A 20,905-nucleotide genomic window follows, 5' to 3' on the forward strand; every position below is an offset into this window, starting at 1 on the left:
ATAGGAGGGGTCGATGAGCACGATTCAAGTTTACAATCTTCCCGGCTGCCCGTTCTGTGCGAAAGTCACGAACAAACTCGACGAACTCGGACTGGAGTACGACACAATCGACGTCCCTTCGGCGCACGCAGAGCGCACCGAAGTAAAGGAAGTAAGCGGCCAGACCGGCGTTCCCGTCATCGTTGACGAGGAACACGGCGTCTCCGGGATGGCAGAGAGCGGCGACATCGTTCAGTACTTAGAAGAAACCTACGCGTAAGCACCGATTTCGCGGTCGCTGCTGGCGTTCGCCAACGCAACCCACACCCCCTTGTTTCGACTGGAACACGCCCCCAGTGACACCTGTGTTTTTACCCGTCTCACGCCAATGTACACCCAATGGGTTCAACGGTTCGGGCACGCGCCGGAAAAAACGCCGCCGGTATCGCAAGTCTGCTCGTTACCGGTATCTGGCTCGCCGCCATGTTCACCGGGCAAAGCTGGTGGCTCGCGGCCATGCTGTTTGGCTACATCGTCGTCGTCCCAATCGTCGCGCTCCTCTTTGGCGATGACGAGGACGGTCTCGAGACGTGGTGGGACGACCAGTGGAACGCCCCGAGCGAGCGCGAACAGGCGGACGAGCCAGCAGAAAACAAGCGTGACGCGCTCGAAACGCTCAGAGACCGCTACGCACGCGGCGAACTCACCGACGAACAGTTCGAGCGCAAGCTAGAGCGCCTGCTCGATACCGATACGCTCGAAAGTGCAGAAGACCGGGCCGCTGTCCGCGACCGGCTGAAAGAGTAGTTAGGCCTCAGAGCCAGAGCGTTTCGTGCGCTCGTAGATGAGGTCACGCAGGTCGTCGGGGTCGTCGATGCGCTCGATTTCTTGCTGTTCGATGATGGCCGTGTGTTTGACCGAATCGCGCTTTGCGCGGTCGACGACGTACACAGACCGGGTCTGGGTGACTTCACCGAGCGAACTCATGATGCGAGCGCGCTTCTCTGCGGTTTTCGTGAACGCAGAATGTCCGGTGAGGACGCGGTCTTCGCGGTTGTCCGTCTCGCTTACGGCCTTGAACGGGGCGCGGGCGGTCGGATGGACTTGGAAGCCAACCCGCGTGAGCGCGCTCACGAAGTGCGCGTCGTCGGGGTCTACGGACTCCTCTGCCTGCCGTTCCTCCTTCGCCAGCTCCTCTGCGAGCATCTCGACGGGTGTCGTGAGCGGCTGGTTGAACAGCTCCTCTAAGTGGGCGGCCACTTCGACGCTCGCATTCATGCCGTCTTCGTATTTCGACACCGTCCGTCGTGAGACGCCGAGTTCGGTGGCAAGCTGTCCGAGGCTCCACCCGCGCTCTTCGCGGGCGTCTGCGAGCACTTCCTCGTCGATGTTCACGTAGAGGCCGCCGGGGGCGGCGTAGATGAGCGGTGGGACACCTTCGACGAAGAAGTCCATCGCGGTGTCGGGGCTGATGACGGGGACGCCGTGGCGGAAGTAGACGACGCCCGGTTTCAAGTCTTCGTCGCGGGTTCGGAGGCCGAGGACGAGCGGTGTCGCGTCCAAGAACCGTCCGAGGCGGCGCATCTCGATGCCTGTGTGTGCGTCTAAGGCGTCGATGTTGCCGAGAATCTTGACCAGAATGAGGTCATCGTGCCGGCGGGCCGCCACGTCGAAGCTTTTCGGACGGATGGCACACCGGTCGCTCACCGTAAAGCCCGCATCGGCGAGCATTGCGGTCACGTTCTCGACCAGTGCTGACCGTGACATGGACTATAATAAGCTAGTCCTGCCATATATGCGTTGTGCCACCCGAAAACCCGCGCCTTCGGTCGATTCACCCGGTCTGTGGGGATAGATTCATATATTCAATCGTCGGGTCGAAACCGGGAAATTCGAGCGCCGGTAACCCCCTCGCGTGACGCTCGTTGGCCTCGACGACACCGATTCGAGAGAACGCGGGATGTGTACGACCTACGCCGCCGCCCGCATCGCCGCCCGCATCCGCGAGGCCGACGGGCACGTCGCTCGTCTCCTCCTCATCCGGCTGAACCCAGCCGTGAAACACAAAACACGCGGCAACGCCGCGCTCTGTATTCACACCGACTGTGCCCCCGAGACGGCCTTCGAGATTGCGCGAGAGGAAATTGAAGCGTCTGCAGAAACCGCAGACCCGCGCACGAATCCGGGGCTCGTGGTGTCTCCGACGGACACTGTCTCCGACGCCGTCACCCAGTTCGCTCGTGACGCCGTCACGGAGTTTCACGACATCGCAGACGCCCGCGAACTCATCGCGCAAGAAGGGTTTCTCGCTGCTGACTGGAAGCGCGGGCGCGGCCTCATCGGCGCGCTTGCCGCTGTCGGCGCGTGGGACGCCTTCTCTGAGTGGACCTACGAATACATCTCCTATCGCCCCCGCGAGCGGTGGGGAACCGAGCGCGACATCGACTACGACTCGGTGTTTGTGGCCGCGGAGACGGGCTATCCCGCAGTTTGGGACACGGTTGACGAAGTCGAAGGACAAGCCGTCTGTGTACCCCACACGCCCGGTCCCATCCTCCACGGGATTCGTGGCGACGACCCGGGGGCCGTCCGAGAGGTTGCTCACGCCATCGAGAGCGAACCCGTCGAGCAAACCGCGCTGTTCGTGACGAACCAGGGCACCGACGCACACCTCAAGCAGGGTACGATTTCTACTGCAAAAAACGGCCACGCGTACCGGCTTTCGGGTCGTGTCGCCACCCCACCGGAAACGCGGGAAGGGGGGCACGTTTTCTTCGAGATTGAATCCGACGGAGCGCGCCTCCAGTGTGCGGCGTTCGAGCCGACAAAGCGGTTCCGCGACCGCGTGCGCGCCCTCCGCGTCGGCGACGACCTCGTGGTGTGTGGCGAACTCAGCCGAGGCACGCTGAAACTCGAAAAGTTCGCCGTTCGCGGGTTGAAGACGACCGCGCTCGAAACCCCCGAATGCCCGACGTGTGGTTGCCGAATGAAGTCTGCAGGCGCAGATCAAGGCTATCGCTGTCGGGACTGTTCCACGAGCGCGCCGGGGAAGGTAGAAGTGTCGGTCGCGCGCAGCATCGAGCGCGGGTGGTACGAGGTGCCGCCGTGTGCACGGAGACATATCGCGAAACCGTTAGTTCGTGGTAGGTTCGAGTGGGAAACTCACGCAGAGCGCTGACGGCCTGCGTTTTTTGGTGTCTCTTTCACTGTATTGCAGACCGTTTCAGACCGTTCTCGTCTTTAGAACGGAATTAACGGTCTGCTTAGTCGGTGTATAGGTATGGTGGGAGGGCCACTTGGCTTTGGTACGCGTCGATGACCCGACGTGAACGGAGACCCCAACCATGAGCGGAAACGAATACGATCTCAGCAAGTCCGGATGGTCGAACGGCGCGAAAGCCCAGTCGTTTACCTCGCGCAACCGCTGGCCAGAGTTCGACCTCGATTACACGATTGAGTCGAACGGCCCACGCGAAGAGTGCACCGTGTACCCACGCGAGGCGAGCGAAGACGCGCTGATGACGCAATGGATTACGGCGTCCGAGGGGTCTTTCGTTGACCTAACGGACGCTCGCTGAGAGTTCCCCGGCTTCGGCCCTTCCCCCACGCCCGGCTCCCACGTCGGGCACACGCCGGAATCCCCTACCGGTTGCATCGCCCCGGCCGCGCCCCCACGCGGCTGTGAACTACCCAACGCGCACCCTACTGCGCTGCACCAAACCGCGTGCCGCGGTTTCGCGACGGCGTCGCCAAACGCCGTCGCTGTCTGCCATGCCACTGCACTGCTGGCGCGCTCGCCACCGCTCACCACGGTGGCGAGACGCCCGATCGTCCCCTTGGTCGGGCCTCGGCGGCTGCCACCGCCGCCACGGCCGTTCCATCCGTGGTTCGCGCCAGCAGGTACACACCTACACTTCCTGAGCAATAGCGTACTCACCAGTTTTCCGGGAGCCTGCGATAGGTTCGCCAGAGCAAACTGAAACCAGCGACGACCAATAGCAGGGAAACGAGGGCTTCAACCGAGTCACCAGAACTCGATTCTGCGCGACCCGTCCCCGCGAGCATGACGTAGCCGTCGTCCGTGCGGATGATATGATTCGCCGCCGGGAGCGACTCATCGGTTTTCAGGCTTCCGACGAGCAATGCATACCGCCCTCGAAGCGACAACTCATTGGGTTCGATAGCTGTCTCCTCGATAACTGTCCGTGCAGAGACGGGACGAAGGGTGACGGTTGCGGTACTCCCGGATAGCTCCACGCGTCGCTCGTAGTACGGCGTGTCACCACCGGCGTGATGGACGAATCGGTCGCGTGTATCCATGCCTCCCCACTCAAGATCGAATTCACGCGCTCCAGTTTCCAGTCGTTCGCGCTCGTAGGCACACAGCGGCGTCATCTGTGGTGCTGAGCACTCGACTTCGGGGAGTTCGCTGTCAGGTCTCGACTCGCCGACGGTGATTCGACCGTCGTCCGTACTCACTGGCTTGACCTCGTAGGTCGTGCTCGTCAAGTCGAGATTGAACACGCCGATGTAGAGGGGATTCGCCACGAGTAGCGCGCCGAGAAACAGCCGGAGAGTAATCGACTGTCGGGCCGAGGGCGACCAGCCGCGTGCGAGGACGCTCATACCGCTGCTTCTCAGGAGGCGAAAATAGCTATTCGCTTGTCATCTCTCACTGCATCTTCAGCCCGCTCCCCGTGAGCGGGACGACCACGTCGTCGCCGTCGTCGATAACGCCACGCGCACGGTAGACAGCGAGTGCGGCCGTCGCGCTCGCGCTTGTCGGTTCGACGTAGAAACCCGCGCGGTGGAGGCGGTCGAGTTCGGCGTTCGTCTCTTCGGCTTCGACGGCAATCGCGTCGCCGCCGGTGGCTTCGATTGCGGCGAGCAACTGGTCTTTGCGGGCGGGGTCGCGTATCTGAATCCCGTCTGCAACGTCGTTTTTGGCGTCTGTCGGGCCGTGACGTTCGTCTGCAATCGGGGCGAATCCGGCGGCCTGCGCGCCCAATAAACGTGGCATTTCAGTCGTCCAGCCCGCTTCAAGCAGGGCTTTAAAGCCGCGATACGCGCCCAAAAACAGCGTCCCGTGGCCGAGTGGTAACACGACCGCATCGGGCACGTCCCAGTCGCGCTGGGCGGCGAGTTCGAAAGCGACGGTTTGCGTTCCGGCGAAGAAGGCGGGGTTCCACGCGTGGCTCGCGTACCAGCCCTCGCCGCGTTCTGCCGCCTCGATGCAGGCGTCGGTGACGGCTTGTCGGTCGCCTTCGATGGGGACGACGGTCGCCCCGGCGCGTTCGATGGCACGGCGCTTTGCGGGTTTCACCGCTGCAGGGACGTAGATTTCCGCGTCGATGCCCGCGCGGGCGGCGTAGGTGGCGATTGCCGCGCCCGCGTTCCCCGAGGAGTCTTCGATGACGGTTTCGACGCCCAGTTGACTGGCCCACGAGAGCGTCGTCGTCGCGCCTCGGTCTTTGAAACTCCCCGTCGGAAAGACGTACTCAAGTTTGAACTGGGCGTTCCACTCTGCGGCATCCACGAGCGGCGTCCACCCCTCCCCGAGCGTGACCCGCGGCTCCATCGGCAGAAACTCCGAGAACGTCCAGAGGCCAGGGCGCGTATCGAGCGCAACCGGGTCGGGTGCAGGGCCGTCGGGCAACGGTCGGTCGGCAAAATCGAGGGCGTGGCCGCACGCACAGCGCCACGGCTCGTCAGGACTCGATTCGTAGGTTCGACCACAGAACGTGCAGGCGTACATCAGATTTCGTCGATATCGACGCCGACCGAGCAGACGTACTCGCCGGTTGCAACCTGCGGAAGGCGGCGGGTTCGCCAGAAGATGCCGTCGGTGTCGGCGTCGATGGTGTCCTTTTCGGTGCCGAACACGTCGGTGACGCGAAACAGCGTGTCGCCCGCTCGCACTCGGTCGCCGAGGTCTTTCTCGAAGCTCACGAGACCGCCGGAGGGCGCGCCAAACTGGCGAAAGCCACGCGCACGGGTCTGGGGCTCGATGTCCACGTCGCCGTCTAAGAAGCCGTAGTAGCGAAGCACGTTGTAGATGCCGCGGACGCCGAGGCCGATGCTCTGTTCGTCCCAGCCAACCGCGCCGCCGAGTTCGGGGTCGATGGTCGGGATGCCCTTATCGGGCGCAGCACGGGCGAGTTGGCCGTTCGGCCCTTTCTGGTCCAAAATGTGGCCACAGCCGAACACGCGGGCGAGTTCGAGGCACTCGTCGTGCATGTGGTGGCGACGGCCACAGCGGACGCGGGTTTCGTTTATCATCCGGCTGGTCGAGCCCTGGTGGAGGTCGAGCACATAGTCGGCGCGGCTCGCGATTTCGAAGGTGGCGGCGGCAATTCGCTCCGAGGAGGTGCCGTTTTTGTCACCGGGGTACGCCCGGTTCATCTTCGTGTCGTCGATTGGGTTTCTGTGCTGTGCGACCTGAAAACCGTGATAGTTGACGATGCCGACGAGGAGAATCGTGCCAGCGAGTTCGGTCGGGTCGAGCTGTGGAACGAGCGTTTTCAACACGCCAACGCCGTTCAGTTCGTCGCCGTCACTCGCCGCCTGAATATAGAGCGTGCTCCCCTCGGAAGCCCCGTTTATCACGGCGACAGGGAGCCGAAGCGGGCTGCCGTCGCGGAGTTCGCCAACGGCTAACCGACCGACGTCCATCTCACCGGGAGCGGCCTCTGCCGTGCCGAGGGTCGTCATTACCCCTAGACGGCAACCCCACGCTCTTTAGATGTTCGGTATGCGGGAAACCAACGTGGTTTTTGCTCTCGCACCCAAACTCCGTGTGTGACTGACGAACCGTCCCGCTCGCCGCGTGCGAACATGGTTGCCGCGCTCAACGTGCCACAGAACGCACGGCGTGGCTTTGGCTTCGCTCTCCTCGCCACGCTCGCCATCTTCGTGTTTTTCGTCCTTCTGCCGGGAACGTTCCGCTCGCCGCTGTTTTACCTCGCGTTAGGATTCGTCCTCGCCACGTCGCTCGGCGCGTTCGCCACGGTGATTCTAACACTCATCTCCGCCTACAGGCTGTCGAGAGAGTCCTGACCGGCGAGTTGCGCGAGGCGTTCTGCCCCAGTTCGCGTACCCTTTGCGATGAGCACGTCACCGACGTGGAGCGCCGTGAGCGGCCCCGGCGAGACGACCCACTCGTCAGGGACGCCGCGAGCGTCGTGGGTTTTGTTCCGGCGGTGGACGGCAATCACGCGCATTCCCGTCTCGGTTTTCACCATCTTATCGCGCAGCGTCACGCCGTCTAAGTCGCTTCCCTCGCCCACCGTCAGGCGGATGATGACCTCGTCGCTTTCGAGGACGGCCTGTTCGACCACGGGGTGGGTGCCAAGGCCGCGCAGGACGCCCTCGCTGATTTCGAGCGCGGCGTCGCTGATGACTTCCGTCGAGCGCGCGAGGTGGACGAGCCCGCGCAACTGGACGGGGTCGTCGACGCGACTGGCCGCCTGCAACACCCACGCCTCGAAGCGCGATTGGAGCGCGTCCACTTCGGCTTCTAATTCGACGACTTCCTCTGCGACTTCTGCGCTGTCGAAGAGCACGGAGCCGTAGGCTAAGTCCACGGCGAGTTCGGCCATGTTCTTCATCAGCACAATGGAGTCGACCGCGCGCTCTAAGTCCTCGATGCCGGGTTCCGGCGGGTTCGGTGGGACGTAGGCGCGGCCGCTCGCTTGCTCGTACACCCGTGAGACGCCGTCTTCCGGTCCGCGCAGCAACATCACGTCACCGGCTTCGAGTTTCGTTTCGTGGTCGGGATTCAGCAGCCAGTTGCCGCTGCGCCGGAGCGCGATGATGCGCACGCCGGTTTCGGTCTCGATGTTCTCACGGCCGAGCGATTTCCCGTCGAGTGCGGACTGGTCGGTGATGGTCACGCGCACGAGGGTTTCGACGGCCTCTGGAATCGCCGCCCGCATCGCGTCGGGCAACCCAATATCTTCTAAGACGATTTTGGCGATATCGCCCGCCGCGTCGCTGATTTTCTCGGCTGCGCCGACGACGCCGAGGACGGGCGCGAGCGCCTCTGCGTCTTCGGGGCTGCGTGCGGCCATGAGCAGGCTCATGCGCGCTTGCATCTGGAGAACGTCCATGCGTTCTTCTAAGACGAGCACCTCCTCTGCGACCTCGTCGCTGCCGAGCAACACCGCCGAGTAGGAGAGGTCGATGAGCAGTTCAGCGATGTCTTTCATTTCTGCTAAAACCTGCTTTACGCTGACCGGCTCATAGCCGACCTCATCGGACATACACGGCAGTTTACTGGCACCGGCAAAAAACGTTGCCCGGAGCCCGCGGCAGTATGCGGACGAACAATAATGTTTTTCCCGGCAGGTAAGCTAGTGTCACGGTATGTCTGACGAGCTCAAGAAAGGGCTAGAAGGTGTGCTTGTTGCAGAGTCGTCACTTTCGTTTATTGACGGCGACGCTGGCAAGCTCGTCTACCGTGGCTATACAATCGAGGATCTCGCTCGAAATACAAGCTACGAAGAAGTACTCTACCTCCTCTGGCACGGTGAGCTGCCGACAGAGGACGAACTCGCCGAGTTCGCTGACGCGATGGCCACCGAACGCGAGGTCACAGACGGCCTGCTCGCCGAGGTTCGGGAACTCGCAGAGCAGGACGAAGAGCCAATGGCGGCCCTCAGAACGCTCGTCTCCGCACTCTCCGCCTACGACCCCGACGCAAACGCCGACGTTGACCCGACCGACATTGACGCAAACCTCCGCAAGGCGCGACGCATCACTGCGAAGATTCCGACGCTCCTCGCGGCGTACACGCGCATCCGCAACGGGAACGACCCCGTTGCCCCGCGCCAAGACCTCTCGCACGCGGCGAACTTCCTCTACATGCTGAACGACGAGGAGCCAAACGACGTCTTAGAAGACGTGTTCGACCAGGCGCTCGTGCTCCACGCAGACCACGGCCTGAACGCCTCGACGTTCTCTGCGATGGTGACGGCTTCGACGCTCACCGACCTCCACAGCTCCATCACGAGCGCCGTGGGCACGCTCGCAGGCAGTCTCCACGGCGGCGCGAACGCGAACGTGATGAAGATGTTAGAAGAGGTCGACGCAAGCGGCAAAGAGCCCGGCCAGTGGGTCGAAGATGCCCTCGCTAACGGCCGTCGTGTCCCCGGCTTCGGTCACCGCGTCTACAACGTCAAAGACCCGCGTGCCAACATCCTCGGCGAGCAGTCTGAATCGCTCGGTGAGGCTGCAGGCGACATGAAATGGTACAACTACTCCGTCGCCATCGAGGAGTACGTGAGCGAGGAGAAGGGCCTCGCGCCGAACGTGGACTTCTACTCCGCGACGACGTACTACCAGATGGGCATCCCAATCGACATCTACACGCCAATCTTCGCCATGTCCCGGGCCGGTGGCTGGATTGCCCACGTCTTAGAGCAGTACGAGGACAACCGCCTCATCCGCCCACGCGCTCGCTACGTCGGCGCAGAAGACCGCACGGTCACACCGCTCGCAGAGCGATAAGGCTCCGTCAGTTCGCTTTTTTCCACAACGCGCAAGGCACCGAGTCGTGTAGCTCTGGCTATGGATGTGTTCGTCTATGGCACGCTGACCGACCCCGACACGGTCAGCGAGGTGGTCGCAAGCTACGAGTTCGTCTGTGACGCCCGGCTCGATGGGCTCCGGCGCGTCGAAGGTACCTACCCGACGCTCGCCCCCGCACCCGGCGACTCCGTCACTGGCAAGCTCTTACGAACCGCTGACATCCGCTCGCTCGACGCCTACGAGGGCGTCGAAAGCGGGCTGTACGTCCGGGTGGGTGTACCGTTCACCGACCACTCCGTCGCGGTGTACGTTGGTGATCCCGACCGCCTCGACGTTGCAGAATCGGTCGCGTGGCCCGGCGATGACTCGTTCGAAGCCCGCGTGCGACGCTACCTCGCGGAAAATGCGGTGCGCGTTCACGAAGTCGCGTAATCTGTCCGCCTGCGAGCATACAGGTGTCAGACACCACCCCGACTGACACCTGGCGCACGAGCGTCTGACAGCTGCTCGATAGCGGCGCAGTCTATCGATTTCACTTTCACTCCGCCTCCCAATTCTTTATATGCTCTCCCTGCTGTCATCCAGATGCAGTCATACGCTTTGGGACCGCGTCCCCCATCCCCTGGGAATGCTCAGTCCCTATCCCCCCTACTTTACCATCCGAGAGCCACAGGTAACGATTAATGCAGCGGGCAAGCAACCACCAGTATGCTCGAACTTGCTGACGTAATCGAGGCCCGAGAGCGGGTTGAGGCGGTCGCCCGCCACACACCGCTCGACTATTCTCACACCTTCTCCGATATCACCGGCGCGACGGTGCATCTCAAACTCGAAACCTTCCAGCGCACGGGGTCGTTCAAGATTCGTGGCGCGTCGAACCGCATTGCCACGCTTTCGCCCGAGGAACAGGCCGCCGGTGTCGTCACCGCGAGCGCCGGGAATCACGCACAGGGTGTCGCGCTCGCCGCCACGCGAAACGGCGTGGACGCGAAAATCGTGATGCCCGAATACGCCCCCATCTCGAAGGTCAAGGCGACGCGCGCCTACGGTGCGGAGGTCGTCCTCTACGGCAAAGACTACGACGAGGCCGCGGACAAAGCCCACCAAATTGAGTGCGAGGAGGGGCGGTGTTACGTCCACGCCTTCGACGACGAGAAGGTGATGGCCGGGCAGGGAACCATCGGCTTAGAAATCTACGACGACCTCCCCGAAGTCGATACTGTCGTGGTGGGCATCGGTGGCGGCGGTCTCATCGCCGGGATTGCGACCGCGCTCAAAGCCAAGAATCCAGACATTCGCGTCATTGGCGTGCAGGCAGAGGGGGCCTCAAGTGTCGCCCAATCGCTCGAAAAAGGTTCTGTCCAGCAGATAGACAGCGTTGATACCATCGCCGACGGCATCGCAACCCGGAGCGTCGGCCAGCAAACGTTCGAGGTCATCGAAGAGCGCGTGGACGAGGTCGTCACTGTCTCTGATTCCGAAATCGCCGTCGCGCTCATCTCGCTGCTCGAACGCGGCAAGACGCTCGTTGAAGGGGCAGGGGCCGTCCCGCTCGCCGCGCTGCTCTCTGAGAAGTTTGACTACGAGGAAGGGGAGGTAATCGTCCCCGCGCTGTGTGGCGGGAATATCGACTTGAACGTGCTCACGACGGTCATCATGCGCGGGCTGGTCGAAACGGGGCGCTACCTGAAGATTCGGACCGTGCTCAAAGACCGCCCCGGCGCGCTCGAACGCCTCATCGAGGTCATCGCCGCAGAGAAGGCGAACATCTACGCCATCCAGCACGACCGCACCTCGCGCGACCTCGCGATGAACGCCGCGGAGGTCGAAGTCGACTTAGAAACTCGCGGCCACGACCACGTCGCAGCGGTGCTCGCCGCGCTCGAAGCCAACGACTACGAAGTGGACGTACTTATCTGAGCGACGAACGACCGCCCGCGTTGTTCGCCGTGTTCGAGCAAGTCTTCTACGAACGCGGGCGAGCGGTCGAGTTTCGACGCGCTCGGGAGTTCTCGCTTCAACTCAATTTTCCGGGTTCTGACGGGTTTGTAGTGTTCTTTCGGGAGGTGCCCGTCTTCGACCCATTCGTTTACTCGGTGGATGAAGCGCAGCTCTTGGTTGAGCGAGATGTTACCGGCCAACTCGTTGCGCCGGTCGTGAATCTCGACCAGCGATTGAGGCTCGCCTTCGCGCACCTGCGGATTTATCTGGATGACCCAGATCTCGTCTGGCTTCTCACCGGCTCCGGTCATGAGGTCGTGAATCGGCGGGTTCTGGCTGAACAGGCCGTCCCAGTGAACGTGGCCGTTGATTTCGACCGCCGGAAACAGGGTTGGAATCGCCGTCGACGCGAGGATGGCGTCCTCGGTAATCGCCGCGTTCTCGAACGTCTCGAAGTCGCCCGCGTTCACATTTACGGTTCCGACGACGAAGTTTGGCTGGCTCTCGTCGTGGAGGTCTGGAATACGCTCGAAGTCGATGACCCGCCGGAGCGTCTCGCGGAGTTGGTCGTGACCCCAGTTTGCGAAGGGGTGTCTGTAGGGGCTGATTTCGGGGAGGGGGAGTCCGCTGTTGCTCGCGCGCGTCCACGAGACGACCGAGTTGTTGACCCACTGGTCGACACCGGGCGTCGCCGCGATGTCGGCCCAGACGGCGTCGATGAGTCGGCAGGCTTCTTCCGGGCCGTCGGTGAGCAGGCCGTACCACGCCGCGAGCGCGGAGATGGCTCCGCCCGAGGTTCCAGAGAACCCAGTGATTTCGATGTCCGGGCGTTCCTGCAGGATGCCTTTGAGAACGCCACCGGTGAACGCGGTGTGGCTTCCGCCGCCCTGACACGCAATGGCGACGCGCTTACTCATAGGTGTGTGTCATGCCGCCGTCCCAGCGCAGGTCGCCCCCATCGAGATGCTGGCCGTACTGCGAGAACCCGAACGTGAAGAGGTTCGCCACGTCTACCGGTTCCATCATCTCTTTTACGCGGCTGTGGCCGAGCATCACGTCTTCGACCACCTCGCGCTCGCTGATTCCCCGCTCACGGGCGGTGTCGGGGACTTGCTTCGTGACGAGTGGCGTTTTGACGTAGGCCGTCGAGACGCTGAAACTTCGAACCCTCCCCTCGCCCTCTGCGGCAATCGCCTGTGTCAGCCCGCGGAGGGCGAACTTCGTCATGATGTACACGGGTTTGTCTTGGGTGGCGACGTGCCCGTGGACCGATGCCATGTTGGCGATTGCGCCAACGCCGTCGTCGGCCTCGCGGATGTGCGGGAGGGAGCACTTCGTGAGCAAGAACGGCGCGCGAACCATCACGTTCTGCATGAGGTCGTAGGTCTCCATCGGGAACTTCTCGATGGGGTCTATGTGCTGTAGTCCGGCGATGTTCGCCACGTAGCGCAGTTGGCCCAACTCGGCGGCCGTCTCGACGAGCGCTTCGACCGCGGTGTCGTCGGTGAGATTCACGTCAGCGGTCTCGATGGGACCGGTCGCGCCCACTTGATCCGCGATTTTGACGGTCTCTGCGAGGCCGTCTTCGTCCATGTCGGTGGCGATGACGGTGAGGCCGTTTTTGGCGAGGGCGACGGCGGTGGCGCGGCCGATGCCGGAGGCCGCCCCGGTCACGATGGCGACCGACTCGTCGGTGAATCGCGGGTCTGTGAGGGTGAGAATCCGGTCTGCGGTCAGTTCGGGCGGCGAAAGCTCGTAGTCGTCTCCCATGTGTTCGTAGGTTCGTTGACACACCACGGGCTTCAACCTTCGCCGGGGGCGAGACTCCTGCAGTTTTATCACGCTCGGCGTTGGGTCTCGTGGTATGAAGAAAATCATCCACACCGACGAGGCTCCAGAAGCCGTCGGGGCGTACAGCCAGGCAACCACCAACGGGTCGCTCGTGTTCACCGCCGGGCAGATTCCTCTCACGCCCGACGGTGAGCTGCTGGATGACGAACCCATCGACGTACAGGCGCGTCAGTGCCTCGACAACCTGACCGCCGTCCTCGCGGAAGCGGGCGCGGAGATGAGCGACGTGCTCAAAGTCTCCGTCTTCTTAGACGACATCGACGACTTCGCGGAGATGAACGACACCTACGCCACGTACTTCGACGACGAGCCACCAGCACGGAGCGCCGTTGAGGTCGGCAGCCTGCCAAAGGGCGTCGGCGTCGAAATCGAAGCCATCGCCTCCGTGGAGTAACGACCACGCGATGCACCCCCGGACGAAGGCGAGCCTGCTGTGGGGCGTCGTTGGCGCACTCGCGTTTCTGGTGCTCGTCCAAGGGTACGAACTGCTCACCAGCCAGCCGGTTGACCTGCTGGTGAAAGGTGGGGTGGCGCTCCTCGTCTTCGTCGGGGCGTCGGTGCTAACAGCCCTCGCAGATCGCCGTCTCGCCGCCGGAAAAAGAAGGACTTAAACGCATCACGGGGATAGTCACGGACGCGAGCCAGGATGGCCGAACGGTAAGGCGCACGCCTGGAAAGCGTGTTCCCTTTCGGGATTCTGGGTTCAAATCCCAGTCCTGGCGTTTTCTGCAACGCAACACCTTTCAGCAGCGCGTCTTGTCGCGCTGCAACTTCGTTGCGTTGCGAAACGCTGATGATGGGATTTGAAAACGAGCGGGAGGTGAGCGACCGAAGGAAGCGAACGGGAGCGAGTGAGTCAAATCCCAGTCCTGGCGTTTTCATCGATTCAGAACTTGAGAGCGACGCGTGAGTCGCGTCGCTCTCTCGTGGCGATGAAAACGGGGACTGGAATTTGAGCGGGGGTTGCGCAAACATCGCTAACGCGAGTTCGCGCTGGCGGATTGCCTTCAAATTACGCTGAGCACAGACTCAGCGAGGCTCGCAAACCCAGAGGGTTTGTTCACTTCCGAAGCAATCACAGATTGCTTCGACGTTCGCGAAACCAGTGGTTTCGCTCACTCCCAGTCCTGGCGTTTTCTGCAACGCAACCCCTTCCAGCAGCGCGTCTTGTCGCTCCCTGCACTCACACCTGTTACCACTCCAACAGTTATGGCGCTCGTCTGAGAACCTTCGCGCATGGTTCCCTCTCTCCACTCGCTGTTTTTCGGGTCGAAACTGCCACGCTGGCCGTTCGTTGCCCTTTCGGCCTTCACTCTGTTCTCGTTCACGTTCGCGGCCTACGCCGTGGGCGTGTTCAGGGTCACCGGCGGCGTTGTGTTCATTCCGTACGACGCCGCAGTCGTCGCGGTACTCGCCGCGTTCGGTATCGGGTATGTTCGACGTGGGCTGTTGGTCTCGTGGATTTTCGCCTACGCTTGCCTGCTTGGATTTCATACAGACCATGGGTTTCTCGGCCTGTCACACCGCTCGCTTCCAAGCCGATTCGGGTCTTTCCTCCAACTCGATGGACTGGGCTACCTCGCCATCGAAGCGGTCATCTTGGGAACGCTTGCGTTTTTTGTCGGGCTGGCCATCAGCGCGGTCATCGGATTCGTCCGCCGCGAACGAGGTCCTGCGCCCAATTCACACTAACACATCATCCAATAGACTATTCTTTGCTCCCCGCCTATTGAGGGTATGGCAGAGCAGAATATTTGGGTCAATGCGCTCATCGGCGCGGTCGTCGCAGTCATTTTTTCGTGGATTCCCTTCTCGCCGGTGCTCGGCGGCGCCATCGCGGGCTATCTCCAGAAAGACGAGGGGCTGAAAGTCGGGGCGCTCTCGGGCGCGATTTCGGCGATTCCTATCATGGGCATCGCCTTCCTCTTTTTCGGCATCGTCTCGTTTTTCACCATCAGCGCCGGTGAGCCACGGGGCGGGCTTGCGGTTGGCCTCATCGTCTGGATCATCCTCTTTTTCGTCCTCCTCTACACCGTCGTGTTGAGCGCGGTTGGCGGCATCCTCGGCGTCTACATCGCACGGGAAGCATAGGCGAGCCGATTTCACTACTTAAACGAGCGAGTTAGACTGGTGTCATGTCGTGAGAACCATCCACACGACCGTGCGTTTGAGACGGCCCTATCGCGTGATTATCGGCTGTTTCGGGGCTCTGTGTCCCGATTCTACCCTCGCAAGAAAGCAAAAAAGTTATATAGAATCGCAATTATAGTCGTTCTTGATTATGAGTCAGCGAATGCAGGGTCAGCCGATGATCATTCTCGGCGAAGATTCCCAGCGCATGAAGGACCGCGACGCACAGGCACACAACATCCGCGCAGCCCGCGCAGTTGCTGACGCAGTACGCTCCACACTCGGCCCGAAAGGGATGGACAAAATGCTCGTCGACTCGATGGGCGACGTCACCATCACGAACGACGGCGTGACCATCCTCAAGGAGATGGACATCAACAACCCGACGGCCGAGATGATTATTGAGGTCGCAGAGACCCAAGAAGACGAGGCAGGAGACGGCACGACGACCGCCGTCGCCGTCACGGGTGAACTCCTCAAGAACGCAGAGGACCTCTTAGAGCAGGACATCCACCCAACGGCCATCATCAAGGGCTTCCACCTCGCAAGCCAGCAGGCACGCAAGGAAATCGACGACATCGCAGACCGCATCGACACTGACGACGAACAGCTCCTCCGAAAGGTCGCAGAGACCTCCATGACCGGCAAGGGCGCAGAACTCAACAAGGGCGTCCTCAGCCAGATCATCGTCGACGCCGTCCGTCAGGTCACGGTCGTAAACGACGAAGGCGAGAACGTCGTCGACCTCGACTTCATCAACATCGAGACCCAGACCGGCCGCGCAGCAGGCGAGTCCGAACTCCTCGTCGGTGGCGCAATCGACAAAGACCCTGTCCACGACTCGATGCCGAAAGAAGTCGCTGACGCGAACGTACTTCTCCTCAAGGAAGCCATCGAAATCGAAGAGGCCAACGTCGACACCGAGGTCTCCATCACCGACCCATCGCAGCTGCAGCAGTTCATCGACAACGAAGAAGCCCAGCTGAAAAAGAAGGTCGAGCAGATCAAGGACGTCGGCGCGAACGTCGTCTTCTGCCAGAAGGGCATCGACGACCTCGCCCAGCACTACCTCGCAAAGGAAGGCATCCTCGCTGTCCGCCGGACGAAGAAGTCCGACATCGAGTTCCTCAAGGAAGTGCTCGGCGGCTCCATCGTCTCCGACCTCGACAGCGTCGAGGAAGCAGACCTCGGCCACGGCTCCATCCGCCGTGACGAAGAAGACGAACTGTTCTACGTCGAAGGCGAGGGCGAGGCCCACGGCGTCACCCTCCTCCTTCGTGGCTCCACGAAACACGTCGTTGACGAACTCGAACGCGGCATCACCGACGCACTGGACGTCGTCGCACAGACTGTCTCCGACGGCCGCGTCCTCGCCGGTGGCGGCGCAATCGAAGTCGAACTCGCCTCCCGGCTCCGCGAGTACGCAGACTCCGTCAGCGGCCGCGAGCAGCTCGCCGTCGAAGCGTTCGCAGACGCACTCGAACTCGTACCACGCGTCCTCGCAGAGAACGCTGGTCTCGACTCCATCGACACGCTCGTCGACCTTCGTGCAGCCCACGAAGCCGGCGAGAAGCGCGCTGGCCTGAACGTCTTCTCCGGCGAAATCGAAGACACCTTCGAGGCAGGCATCGTCGAGCCAGCCCACGCGAAAGAGCAGGCAATCTCCAGTGCCACCGAGGCCGCGAACCTCGTCCTCAAAATTGACGACATCATCGCCGCTGGTGACCTCTCCACCAACAAGGGCGGCGACGAGGAGATGCCACCTGGCGGCGGTATGGGTGGCGGCATGGGCGGTATGGGCGGCATGGGCGGCATGATGTAAAAGCCGGCCAGTAACCCACCACCCACCACTGACTCTCGAATCGCTTTTTGATTTTTACGACGCTGACTCGGGAGTGGCGTCGCCGCCCTCACCCAGCGCCGTCTCGACCCACGACGGTCGCTCGACGGTCGTGTTCCCCACCTGTCCCACAGAATAGTACTGCCTGACGTAGTACGTCTCGCCGGCTCGCTGAATCGAATATTCGAGCGAGTAGCCAAGTATTGCACCGGAACGTGAGACGCCGATGCCGGCTGTGAGGTTGGAGACGTTCCGGTCGCCGGTCATCGCCGCGAAGGCGTCTCGGTCAGCGACCGAGTTGCCTTGCAGCACGTACACGATCCGATTGTCGCCTGACGGTGCCCCACCCCCGTGTACTGAAACGTTGTCGAAGGCAATGCTCGTGAGGAGCGTCTCGGTCTCGGCTTCAGAAAGCGGGTTGACCCGCCGTGTACGTGCTGGGTCTACCGGATTTCCTGACTCGTCGGTAACGAGTTCAACGGCGTTCGCTTGCCCATCTCTGTGGCGTTCGACTCGCACCGTCCCGTTCGCCCACGCTTCGTACTCGGTTTGCTCGGTCGAGTTGTTGACGTACACCGTTGTCCGGTAGTGGCCAGCGTCCACGCCGAGTTGACCGGTGAACCGCTCCGTCGTATGGCGTGACTGGTAGTCGGTTTTATTTTCGCGTACCTCTCTATGCCGGGAAATGTACAGCGATTGGTTTGCGCGCGCCGCCGCGTTCGCGGTGGCGATGGTAGATTCACCGCCTCCGTTCGCGCCGACGAGCCACTGGTTTTCGTCCCACCACAAGGGCTGTGAGACGGTTGTATTCCCCACGTTGCCGTACTCCACGCGCCGGTTGAACACGTGTTTCCCCTCCGGCTTGGAGACGACGTAGCGTAACTGATACGACCGGACGAAGCCGTCGTCGTCGACATTTGCTTTGAAAAACACGTCGCTCACATTCTCGACACCCGCCCACTCCTCAAAGGCAGCTTTGTCTTTGAATGTGACGCCACGAATCTGATACCCAGCCCCACTGCCCGACCGAACCGGTGAGGGACGGGAGATTTCGACCGACGAGAGCGGGACGCGAAGGGAGTTTGTCTGTTCTACGTTGGCGACCTCTACTGGCATTGTCGTCTCCAACTCCCGCGTTTTGTATCCGTCTTGGCTACTGAGCTTGTGGACGTTCCCGCCGTCCGACGCCCATTCGACGAACTCGCTGTTGTATGGGTTCACGGTCGACCTGTACTGTTTTATCACGTGGAACCGGTCTCTGTCAGCGCCGATGTACACCCACGCGGACCGTTCGTGTGTATCTCTTTCTCCCGTCTGCCCGCTCGGTCGTTGTTCGCTCGTTTCTATCCTGACGGTTATTGATTGCTCGTTTAACGCAGCTTCGTGGGCGGCGACGACGCGCTCTGCGTCAAACACGCCTTCTTCACCGATGCCGGGGACGATTTCCGTGGGCGTCGGCGTTGGCTCGTCGGTCGGTACATCCACGGGCGTCGCAGTGAAGCCCTGTGTCGAATCGTCGCCAAGGAAGCCGCTACACCCGGCGGTGACGAGCAACAGCACGACGGCGAGGGTGGCACCAAGACGCCGCATTCAGGTCGCCTCCGTCGCGGTGGCCGTCTCGGCGGTCGGTTCGTCCGTCTCGTTCACCTTCGAAATCCAGTCGGGTGCGTCGACCGTCGTGTTCCCCCAGTTCTCGTAGGTCACGGACTGTTCGACGTGGACCCGGCCTTGCTCGTCGGTGATTGTATAGGAGCTGTTGTAAGACCGGAGTGCCCCGTTCTCTGCGACGACGAGCGTGAGGTGTCCATCCGAAACCGTTTGGTCACCGCTGCCGATGAACTCCTCTGGCTTTTCGAATCCGTCTGCAGTGATGCGATACAGCTTCGTCGGAGAGTCCTGAATCTGCTCGACTGAGACGATGTTCATCGAGTAGAGGTGGTTCGTGAGGATACCTTCGTTGTCAATAATGTACAGCATGTTTCTCGGGTCGACCGGGTCGCCGTTTGGATTGCGTGGTATCTGATAGGTGCTGTTCTCTGCGTGGGTTCGGTTCGTGTAGATGCGCTCGCCGTCGGCGTAGTAGTGAAGCACATAGGCGTCGTTGTGTTCTCGTCTCGTTGCCTTAGAGCGCGTAGAGAACAGGTAGTGACTCTGATTCGCTACCCGTGCGTAGATAGTTCCGTCGTAGATGACCGTCTCCCCCTCGCAACTGAACGATTCGCCATCGGTGGCGTTGACCCGATGGCAGATGCGCGTCGCCGTCGTTGCTTCGTGAACTGTCACCGACTGAGTTGCGAGTGCTTTTTTGTGTGCTGAAAGGAGTGTGCTCACGCTTTCGATGCCGTTCTCGGTGACGCCGGGCGGGTAGGTCGGGTCTTCGGGCACGTCAAGTGGCGTCGCAGAAACGCTCTGTTTTGGGTCGTCACTCGTCAAGCCACTGCACCCAGCGGTGAGGAGAAGCGCACAACAGAGGAGGGTCGCGGGGAGGGACCTGTGCATTAGCTGAAACGATTCGACGCCGTGGAATAGGCTTTTTGGTCAGTCTCCAAAGGTGAATCTGGACGTTTCCTGCGTTCTCCCCCCGGAATCACGGAAAGATGGAACTAAGTTCCGGGCGCAAAAATCGCCACCATGGACACGTTACTCCTCAATCGGGAGGCCGTAGACGAGAACACGCAGATGCCTGAACTCATTCAGGCAATCGAGGACGCCTTCGCCGCCTACGAGCGCGGTGACGCCCAGATGCCCGCGAAATCATACATCGACCTGCCACAGTACAACGGCGACTTTCGGTCGATGCCCGCCTACATCGACGCGGGTGACTGGGACGCCGCGGGCATCAAGTGGGTGAACGTCCACCCCGACAACCGCGACAAGTTCGGCCTCCCAACCGTGATGGGGACGATGGTCTACTCTGACCCGGAAAACGCCTTCCCGCTCGCCATCATGGACGGGACGGAACTCACGATGAAGCGCACGGGCGCGGCCGCCGCCGTCGCCACCGACCACCTCGCCATCGAGGACGCCACCTCCATGGGTCTCGTCGGCGCGGGCGTCCAGTCCTACACGCAACTCGAAGCCATCAGCCAGATTCGCGACATCGAAACCGTCGTCATCTCCGACTTAGACGAGGAGGCCGTCGCCGCCTTCATCGATGCCTTCGACGACCGCTTCGACGTGCGCGCAGGCTCCATCGAGGAGGCCGCCCAGTGTGACATCCTTTCGACGGTCACGCCGGTCGAATCCCCAATCGTTTCCCGGGAGGCCGTTGGCGACCACACCCACATCAACGCGATGGGCGCAGACGCGGAGGGCAAACACGAACTCGCAGACGAGATTCTCTTAGACGCAAAGCTCGTCATCGACGACTACGACCAGACGACTCACTCGGGCGAAATCAACGTCCCGTTCCACGAGGGCGTCCTCACAGACGAGGACATCTACGGGCAGATTGGCGAAATCGTCGTCGGCAAAATCGAGGGTCGCACAGAAGAAGACGGCCTCACCGTCTTCGACTCAACCGGCCTCGCGATTCAGGACGTTGCCGCCGCTCACGTCGTCTACGAACATGCAGACGAAAACGACAACGGCTATCCGTTCGACCTCATCGGCACCGCACTCCACTAACCCCTCCTC

General features: G+C 61.8%; 23 protein-coding genes and 1 tRNA gene. 15 read left to right on the forward strand and 9 right to left on the reverse strand.

Annotation, left to right across the window (positions count from 1 at the left end; translation table 11 throughout):
• The first annotated feature begins 13 nt into the window (after positions 1 to 13).
• Both V5N12_RS03250 and V5N12_RS03255 read left to right on the forward strand, forming a co-directional pair.
• Positions 14 to 259, forward strand: coding sequence for a glutaredoxin family protein (locus tag V5N12_RS03250; protein ID WP_332897720.1), 246 nt, complete (start codon positions 14 to 16; stop codon positions 257 to 259).
• 119 nt (positions 260 to 378) lie between these two features.
• Positions 379 to 786 (forward strand): SHOCT domain-containing protein, encoded by a 408-nt coding sequence (locus tag V5N12_RS03255; protein WP_332897721.1) that lies wholly within the window; start codon positions 379 to 381, stop codon positions 784 to 786.
• On the opposite strand, the gene V5N12_RS03260 is transcribed toward V5N12_RS03255, so the two are convergent.
• Positions 787 to 1,746, reverse strand: a complete 960-nt coding sequence (locus tag V5N12_RS03260; protein ID WP_332897722.1) for a transcriptional regulator — start codon at positions 1,744 to 1,746, stop codon at positions 787 to 789. It abuts the gene before it with no gap.
• 148 nt (positions 1,747 to 1,894) lie between these two features.
• Here V5N12_RS03260 and V5N12_RS03265 point away from each other — a divergent pair, with 148 nt between their 5' ends.
• Complete coding sequence (locus V5N12_RS03265) at positions 1,895 to 3,157, forward strand: tRNA(Ile)(2)-agmatinylcytidine synthase (RefSeq protein WP_332897723.1); 1,263 nt, start codon at positions 1,895 to 1,897, stop codon at positions 3,155 to 3,157.
• Positions 3,158 to 3,323: 166 nt separating this feature from the next.
• Positions 3,324 to 3,557, forward strand: a complete 234-nt coding sequence (locus tag V5N12_RS03270; protein ID WP_332897724.1) for a DUF7511 domain-containing protein — start codon at positions 3,324 to 3,326, stop codon at positions 3,555 to 3,557.
• 355 nt (positions 3,558 to 3,912) lie between these two features.
• Here the strand turns inward: V5N12_RS03270 and V5N12_RS03275 are convergent, their stop codons facing one another.
• Genes V5N12_RS03275 through V5N12_RS03285 form a run of 3 tightly spaced genes read right to left on the reverse strand, consistent with a single transcriptional unit; the run spans position 3,913 to position 6,690 of the window.
• On the reverse strand, positions 3,913 to 4,605 hold the full coding sequence (locus V5N12_RS03275) for a hypothetical protein (RefSeq protein WP_332897725.1): 693 nt from the start codon (positions 4,603 to 4,605) through the stop codon (positions 3,913 to 3,915).
• A 46-nt stretch (positions 4,606 to 4,651) separates the two neighbouring features.
• Entirely contained in the window at positions 4,652 to 5,734 is a 1,083-nt protein-coding gene (locus V5N12_RS03280) for a pyridoxal-phosphate dependent enzyme (protein ID WP_332897726.1), read from the reverse strand.
• On the reverse strand, positions 5,734 to 6,690 hold the full coding sequence (locus V5N12_RS03285) for a succinylglutamate desuccinylase/aspartoacylase family protein (RefSeq protein WP_332897727.1): 957 nt from the start codon (positions 6,688 to 6,690) through the stop codon (positions 5,734 to 5,736). Before V5N12_RS03285 ends, V5N12_RS03280 begins: the two co-directional genes overlap by 1 nt.
• 87 nt (positions 6,691 to 6,777) lie before the next feature.
• Between V5N12_RS03285 and V5N12_RS03290 the strand changes: the two genes are divergently transcribed.
• The gene (locus tag V5N12_RS03290; RefSeq protein ID WP_332897728.1) at positions 6,778 to 7,035 is read left to right on the forward strand and encodes a DUF7536 family protein; all 258 of its coding nucleotides are present in this window, start codon (positions 6,778 to 6,780) and stop codon (positions 7,033 to 7,035) included.
• Here the strand turns inward: V5N12_RS03290 and V5N12_RS03295 are convergent.
• Entirely contained in the window at positions 7,011 to 8,240 is a 1,230-nt protein-coding gene (locus V5N12_RS03295) for a potassium channel family protein (RefSeq protein ID WP_332897729.1), read from the reverse strand. The two genes, V5N12_RS03290 and V5N12_RS03295, sit on opposite strands and share 25 nt — an antisense overlap.
• Positions 8,241 to 8,343: 103 nt before the next feature.
• Here V5N12_RS03295 and citZ point away from each other — a divergent pair, with 103 nt between their 5' ends.
• From citZ to ilvA, 3 genes are all read left to right on the forward strand, one after another.
• The gene (gene citZ / locus V5N12_RS03300) at positions 8,344 to 9,486 is read left to right on the forward strand and encodes a citrate synthase (RefSeq protein ID WP_332897730.1); all 1,143 of its coding nucleotides are present in this window, start codon (positions 8,344 to 8,346) and stop codon (positions 9,484 to 9,486) included.
• 60 nt (positions 9,487 to 9,546) lie between these two features.
• Positions 9,547 to 9,939, forward strand: coding sequence for a gamma-glutamylcyclotransferase family protein (locus tag V5N12_RS03305; protein ID WP_332897731.1), 393 nt, complete (start codon positions 9,547 to 9,549; stop codon positions 9,937 to 9,939).
• Positions 9,940 to 10,215: 276 nt separating this feature from the next.
• Positions 10,216 to 11,427 carry a threonine ammonia-lyase gene (gene ilvA / locus V5N12_RS03310; RefSeq protein WP_332897732.1) on the forward strand — a complete coding sequence of 404 codons (1,212 nt, stop codon included), beginning with the start codon at positions 10,216 to 10,218 and terminating at the stop codon, positions 11,425 to 11,427.
• Here ilvA and V5N12_RS03315 read toward each other — a convergent pair.
• Complete coding sequence (locus tag V5N12_RS03315) at positions 11,403 to 12,365, reverse strand: patatin-like phospholipase family protein (protein ID WP_332897733.1); 963 nt, start codon at positions 12,363 to 12,365, stop codon at positions 11,403 to 11,405. The genes ilvA and V5N12_RS03315 overlap by 25 nt on opposite strands.
• Positions 12,358 to 13,218 carry an SDR family NAD(P)-dependent oxidoreductase gene (locus tag V5N12_RS03320; RefSeq protein ID WP_332897734.1) on the reverse strand — a complete coding sequence of 287 codons (861 nt, stop codon included), beginning with the start codon at positions 13,216 to 13,218 and terminating at the stop codon, positions 12,358 to 12,360. Before V5N12_RS03320 ends, V5N12_RS03315 begins: the two co-directional genes overlap by 8 nt.
• Positions 13,219 to 13,312: 94 nt before the next feature.
• Between V5N12_RS03320 and V5N12_RS03325 the strand changes: the two genes are divergently transcribed.
• The 6 genes from V5N12_RS03325 to thsB all read left to right on the forward strand — a co-directional run bounded on the left by V5N12_RS03325 (position 13,313) and on the right by thsB (position 17,251).
• Positions 13,313 to 13,693 carry a Rid family detoxifying hydrolase gene (locus V5N12_RS03325; RefSeq protein WP_332897735.1) on the forward strand — a complete coding sequence of 127 codons (381 nt, stop codon included), beginning with the start codon at positions 13,313 to 13,315 and terminating at the stop codon, positions 13,691 to 13,693.
• Positions 13,694 to 13,703: 10 nt separating this feature from the next.
• Positions 13,704 to 13,910, forward strand: coding sequence for a hypothetical protein (locus tag V5N12_RS03330; protein ID WP_332897736.1), 207 nt, complete (start codon positions 13,704 to 13,706; stop codon positions 13,908 to 13,910).
• Between the two features lie 29 nt (positions 13,911 to 13,939).
• Positions 13,940 to 14,021 (forward strand) — tRNA-Ser (locus tag V5N12_RS03335).
• 514 nt (positions 14,022 to 14,535) lie between these two features.
• A complete protein-coding gene (locus V5N12_RS03340; RefSeq protein WP_332897737.1) occupies positions 14,536 to 14,991 on the forward strand; it encodes a hypothetical protein in 456 nt (151 codons plus the stop codon).
• Between the two features lie 45 nt (positions 14,992 to 15,036).
• Positions 15,037 to 15,390: a DUF5518 domain-containing protein gene (locus tag V5N12_RS03345; protein ID WP_332897738.1), complete on the forward strand. Its 354-nt coding sequence runs from the start codon at positions 15,037 to 15,039 to the stop codon at positions 15,388 to 15,390.
• A gap of 190 nt (positions 15,391 to 15,580) precedes the next feature.
• Positions 15,581 to 17,251, forward strand: a complete 1,671-nt coding sequence (gene thsB, locus V5N12_RS03350; RefSeq protein WP_442904923.1) for a thermosome subunit beta — start codon at positions 15,581 to 15,583, stop codon at positions 17,249 to 17,251.
• A 54-nt stretch (positions 17,252 to 17,305) separates the two neighbouring features.
• Here the strand turns inward: thsB and V5N12_RS03355 are convergent, their stop codons facing one another.
• Both V5N12_RS03355 and V5N12_RS03360 read right to left on the reverse strand, forming a co-directional pair.
• The gene (locus V5N12_RS03355) at positions 17,306 to 18,859 is read right to left on the reverse strand and encodes a hypothetical protein (protein WP_332897739.1); all 1,554 of its coding nucleotides are present in this window, start codon (positions 18,857 to 18,859) and stop codon (positions 17,306 to 17,308) included.
• Positions 18,860 to 19,768 carry a DUF7537 family lipoprotein gene (locus V5N12_RS03360; protein ID WP_332897740.1) on the reverse strand — a complete coding sequence of 303 codons (909 nt, stop codon included), beginning with the start codon at positions 19,766 to 19,768 and terminating at the stop codon, positions 18,860 to 18,862.
• A 132-nt stretch (positions 19,769 to 19,900) separates the two neighbouring features.
• Here V5N12_RS03360 and V5N12_RS03365 point away from each other — a divergent pair, with 132 nt between their 5' ends.
• Complete coding sequence (locus V5N12_RS03365) at positions 19,901 to 20,896, forward strand: ornithine cyclodeaminase family protein (protein WP_332897741.1); 996 nt, start codon at positions 19,901 to 19,903, stop codon at positions 20,894 to 20,896.
• Positions 20,897 to 20,905: the final 9 nt, after the last annotated feature.

Origin of the sequence: Haladaptatus sp. CMSO5 (assembly GCF_036689885.1) — an archaeon.
In the GTDB taxonomy this organism is placed as follows: domain Archaea; phylum Halobacteriota; class Halobacteria; order Halobacteriales; family Halococcaceae; genus QDMS2.

Bases quoted from the DNA above. Each gene is read 5' to 3' on its own strand.
- V5N12_RS03270 (WP_332897724.1), top strand. From the start codon at position 3,324: ATGAGCGGAAACGAATACGATCTCAGCAAGTCCGGATGGTCGAACGGC.
- citZ (WP_332897730.1), top strand. From the start codon at position 8,344: ATGTCTGACGAGCTCAAGAAAGGGCTAGAAGGTGTGCTTGTTGCAGAG.
- V5N12_RS03355 (WP_332897739.1), bottom strand. From the start codon at position 18,859: ATGCGGCGTCTTGGTGCCACCCTCGCCGTCGTGCTGTTGCTCGTCACC.
- thsB (WP_442904923.1), top strand. From the start codon at position 15,581: ATGAGTCAGCGAATGCAGGGTCAGCCGATGATCATTCTCGGCGAAGAT.
- V5N12_RS03280 (WP_332897726.1), bottom strand. From the start codon at position 5,734: ATGTACGCCTGCACGTTCTGTGGTCGAACCTACGAATCGAGTCCTGAC.
- V5N12_RS03325 (WP_332897735.1), top strand. From the start codon at position 13,313: ATGAAGAAAATCATCCACACCGACGAGGCTCCAGAAGCCGTCGGGGCG.
- ilvA (WP_332897732.1), top strand. From the start codon at position 10,216: ATGCTCGAACTTGCTGACGTAATCGAGGCCCGAGAGCGGGTTGAGGCG.
- V5N12_RS03305 (WP_332897731.1), top strand. From the start codon at position 9,547: ATGGATGTGTTCGTCTATGGCACGCTGACCGACCCCGACACGGTCAGC.
- V5N12_RS03315 (WP_332897733.1), bottom strand. From the start codon at position 12,365: ATGAGTAAGCGCGTCGCCATTGCGTGTCAGGGCGGCGGAAGCCACACC.
- V5N12_RS03365 (WP_332897741.1), top strand. From the start codon at position 19,901: ATGGACACGTTACTCCTCAATCGGGAGGCCGTAGACGAGAACACGCAG.
- V5N12_RS03320 (WP_332897734.1), bottom strand. From the start codon at position 13,218: ATGGGAGACGACTACGAGCTTTCGCCGCCCGAACTGACCGCAGACCGG.
- V5N12_RS03250 (WP_332897720.1), top strand. From the start codon at position 14: ATGAGCACGATTCAAGTTTACAATCTTCCCGGCTGCCCGTTCTGTGCG.
- V5N12_RS03275 (WP_332897725.1), bottom strand. From the start codon at position 4,605: ATGAGCGTCCTCGCACGCGGCTGGTCGCCCTCGGCCCGACAGTCGATT.
- V5N12_RS03295 (WP_332897729.1), bottom strand. From the start codon at position 8,240: ATGTCCGATGAGGTCGGCTATGAGCCGGTCAGCGTAAAGCAGGTTTTA.
- V5N12_RS03285 (WP_332897727.1), bottom strand. From the start codon at position 6,690: ATGACGACCCTCGGCACGGCAGAGGCCGCTCCCGGTGAGATGGACGTC.
- V5N12_RS03260 (WP_332897722.1), bottom strand. From the start codon at position 1,746: ATGTCACGGTCAGCACTGGTCGAGAACGTGACCGCAATGCTCGCCGAT.
- V5N12_RS03360 (WP_332897740.1), bottom strand. From the start codon at position 19,768: ATGCACAGGTCCCTCCCCGCGACCCTCCTCTGTTGTGCGCTTCTCCTC.
- V5N12_RS03345 (WP_332897738.1), top strand. From the start codon at position 15,037: ATGGCAGAGCAGAATATTTGGGTCAATGCGCTCATCGGCGCGGTCGTC.
- V5N12_RS03330 (WP_332897736.1), top strand. From the start codon at position 13,704: ATGCACCCCCGGACGAAGGCGAGCCTGCTGTGGGGCGTCGTTGGCGCA.
- V5N12_RS03340 (WP_332897737.1), top strand. From the start codon at position 14,536: ATGGTTCCCTCTCTCCACTCGCTGTTTTTCGGGTCGAAACTGCCACGC.
- V5N12_RS03255 (WP_332897721.1), top strand. From the start codon at position 379: ATGGGTTCAACGGTTCGGGCACGCGCCGGAAAAAACGCCGCCGGTATC.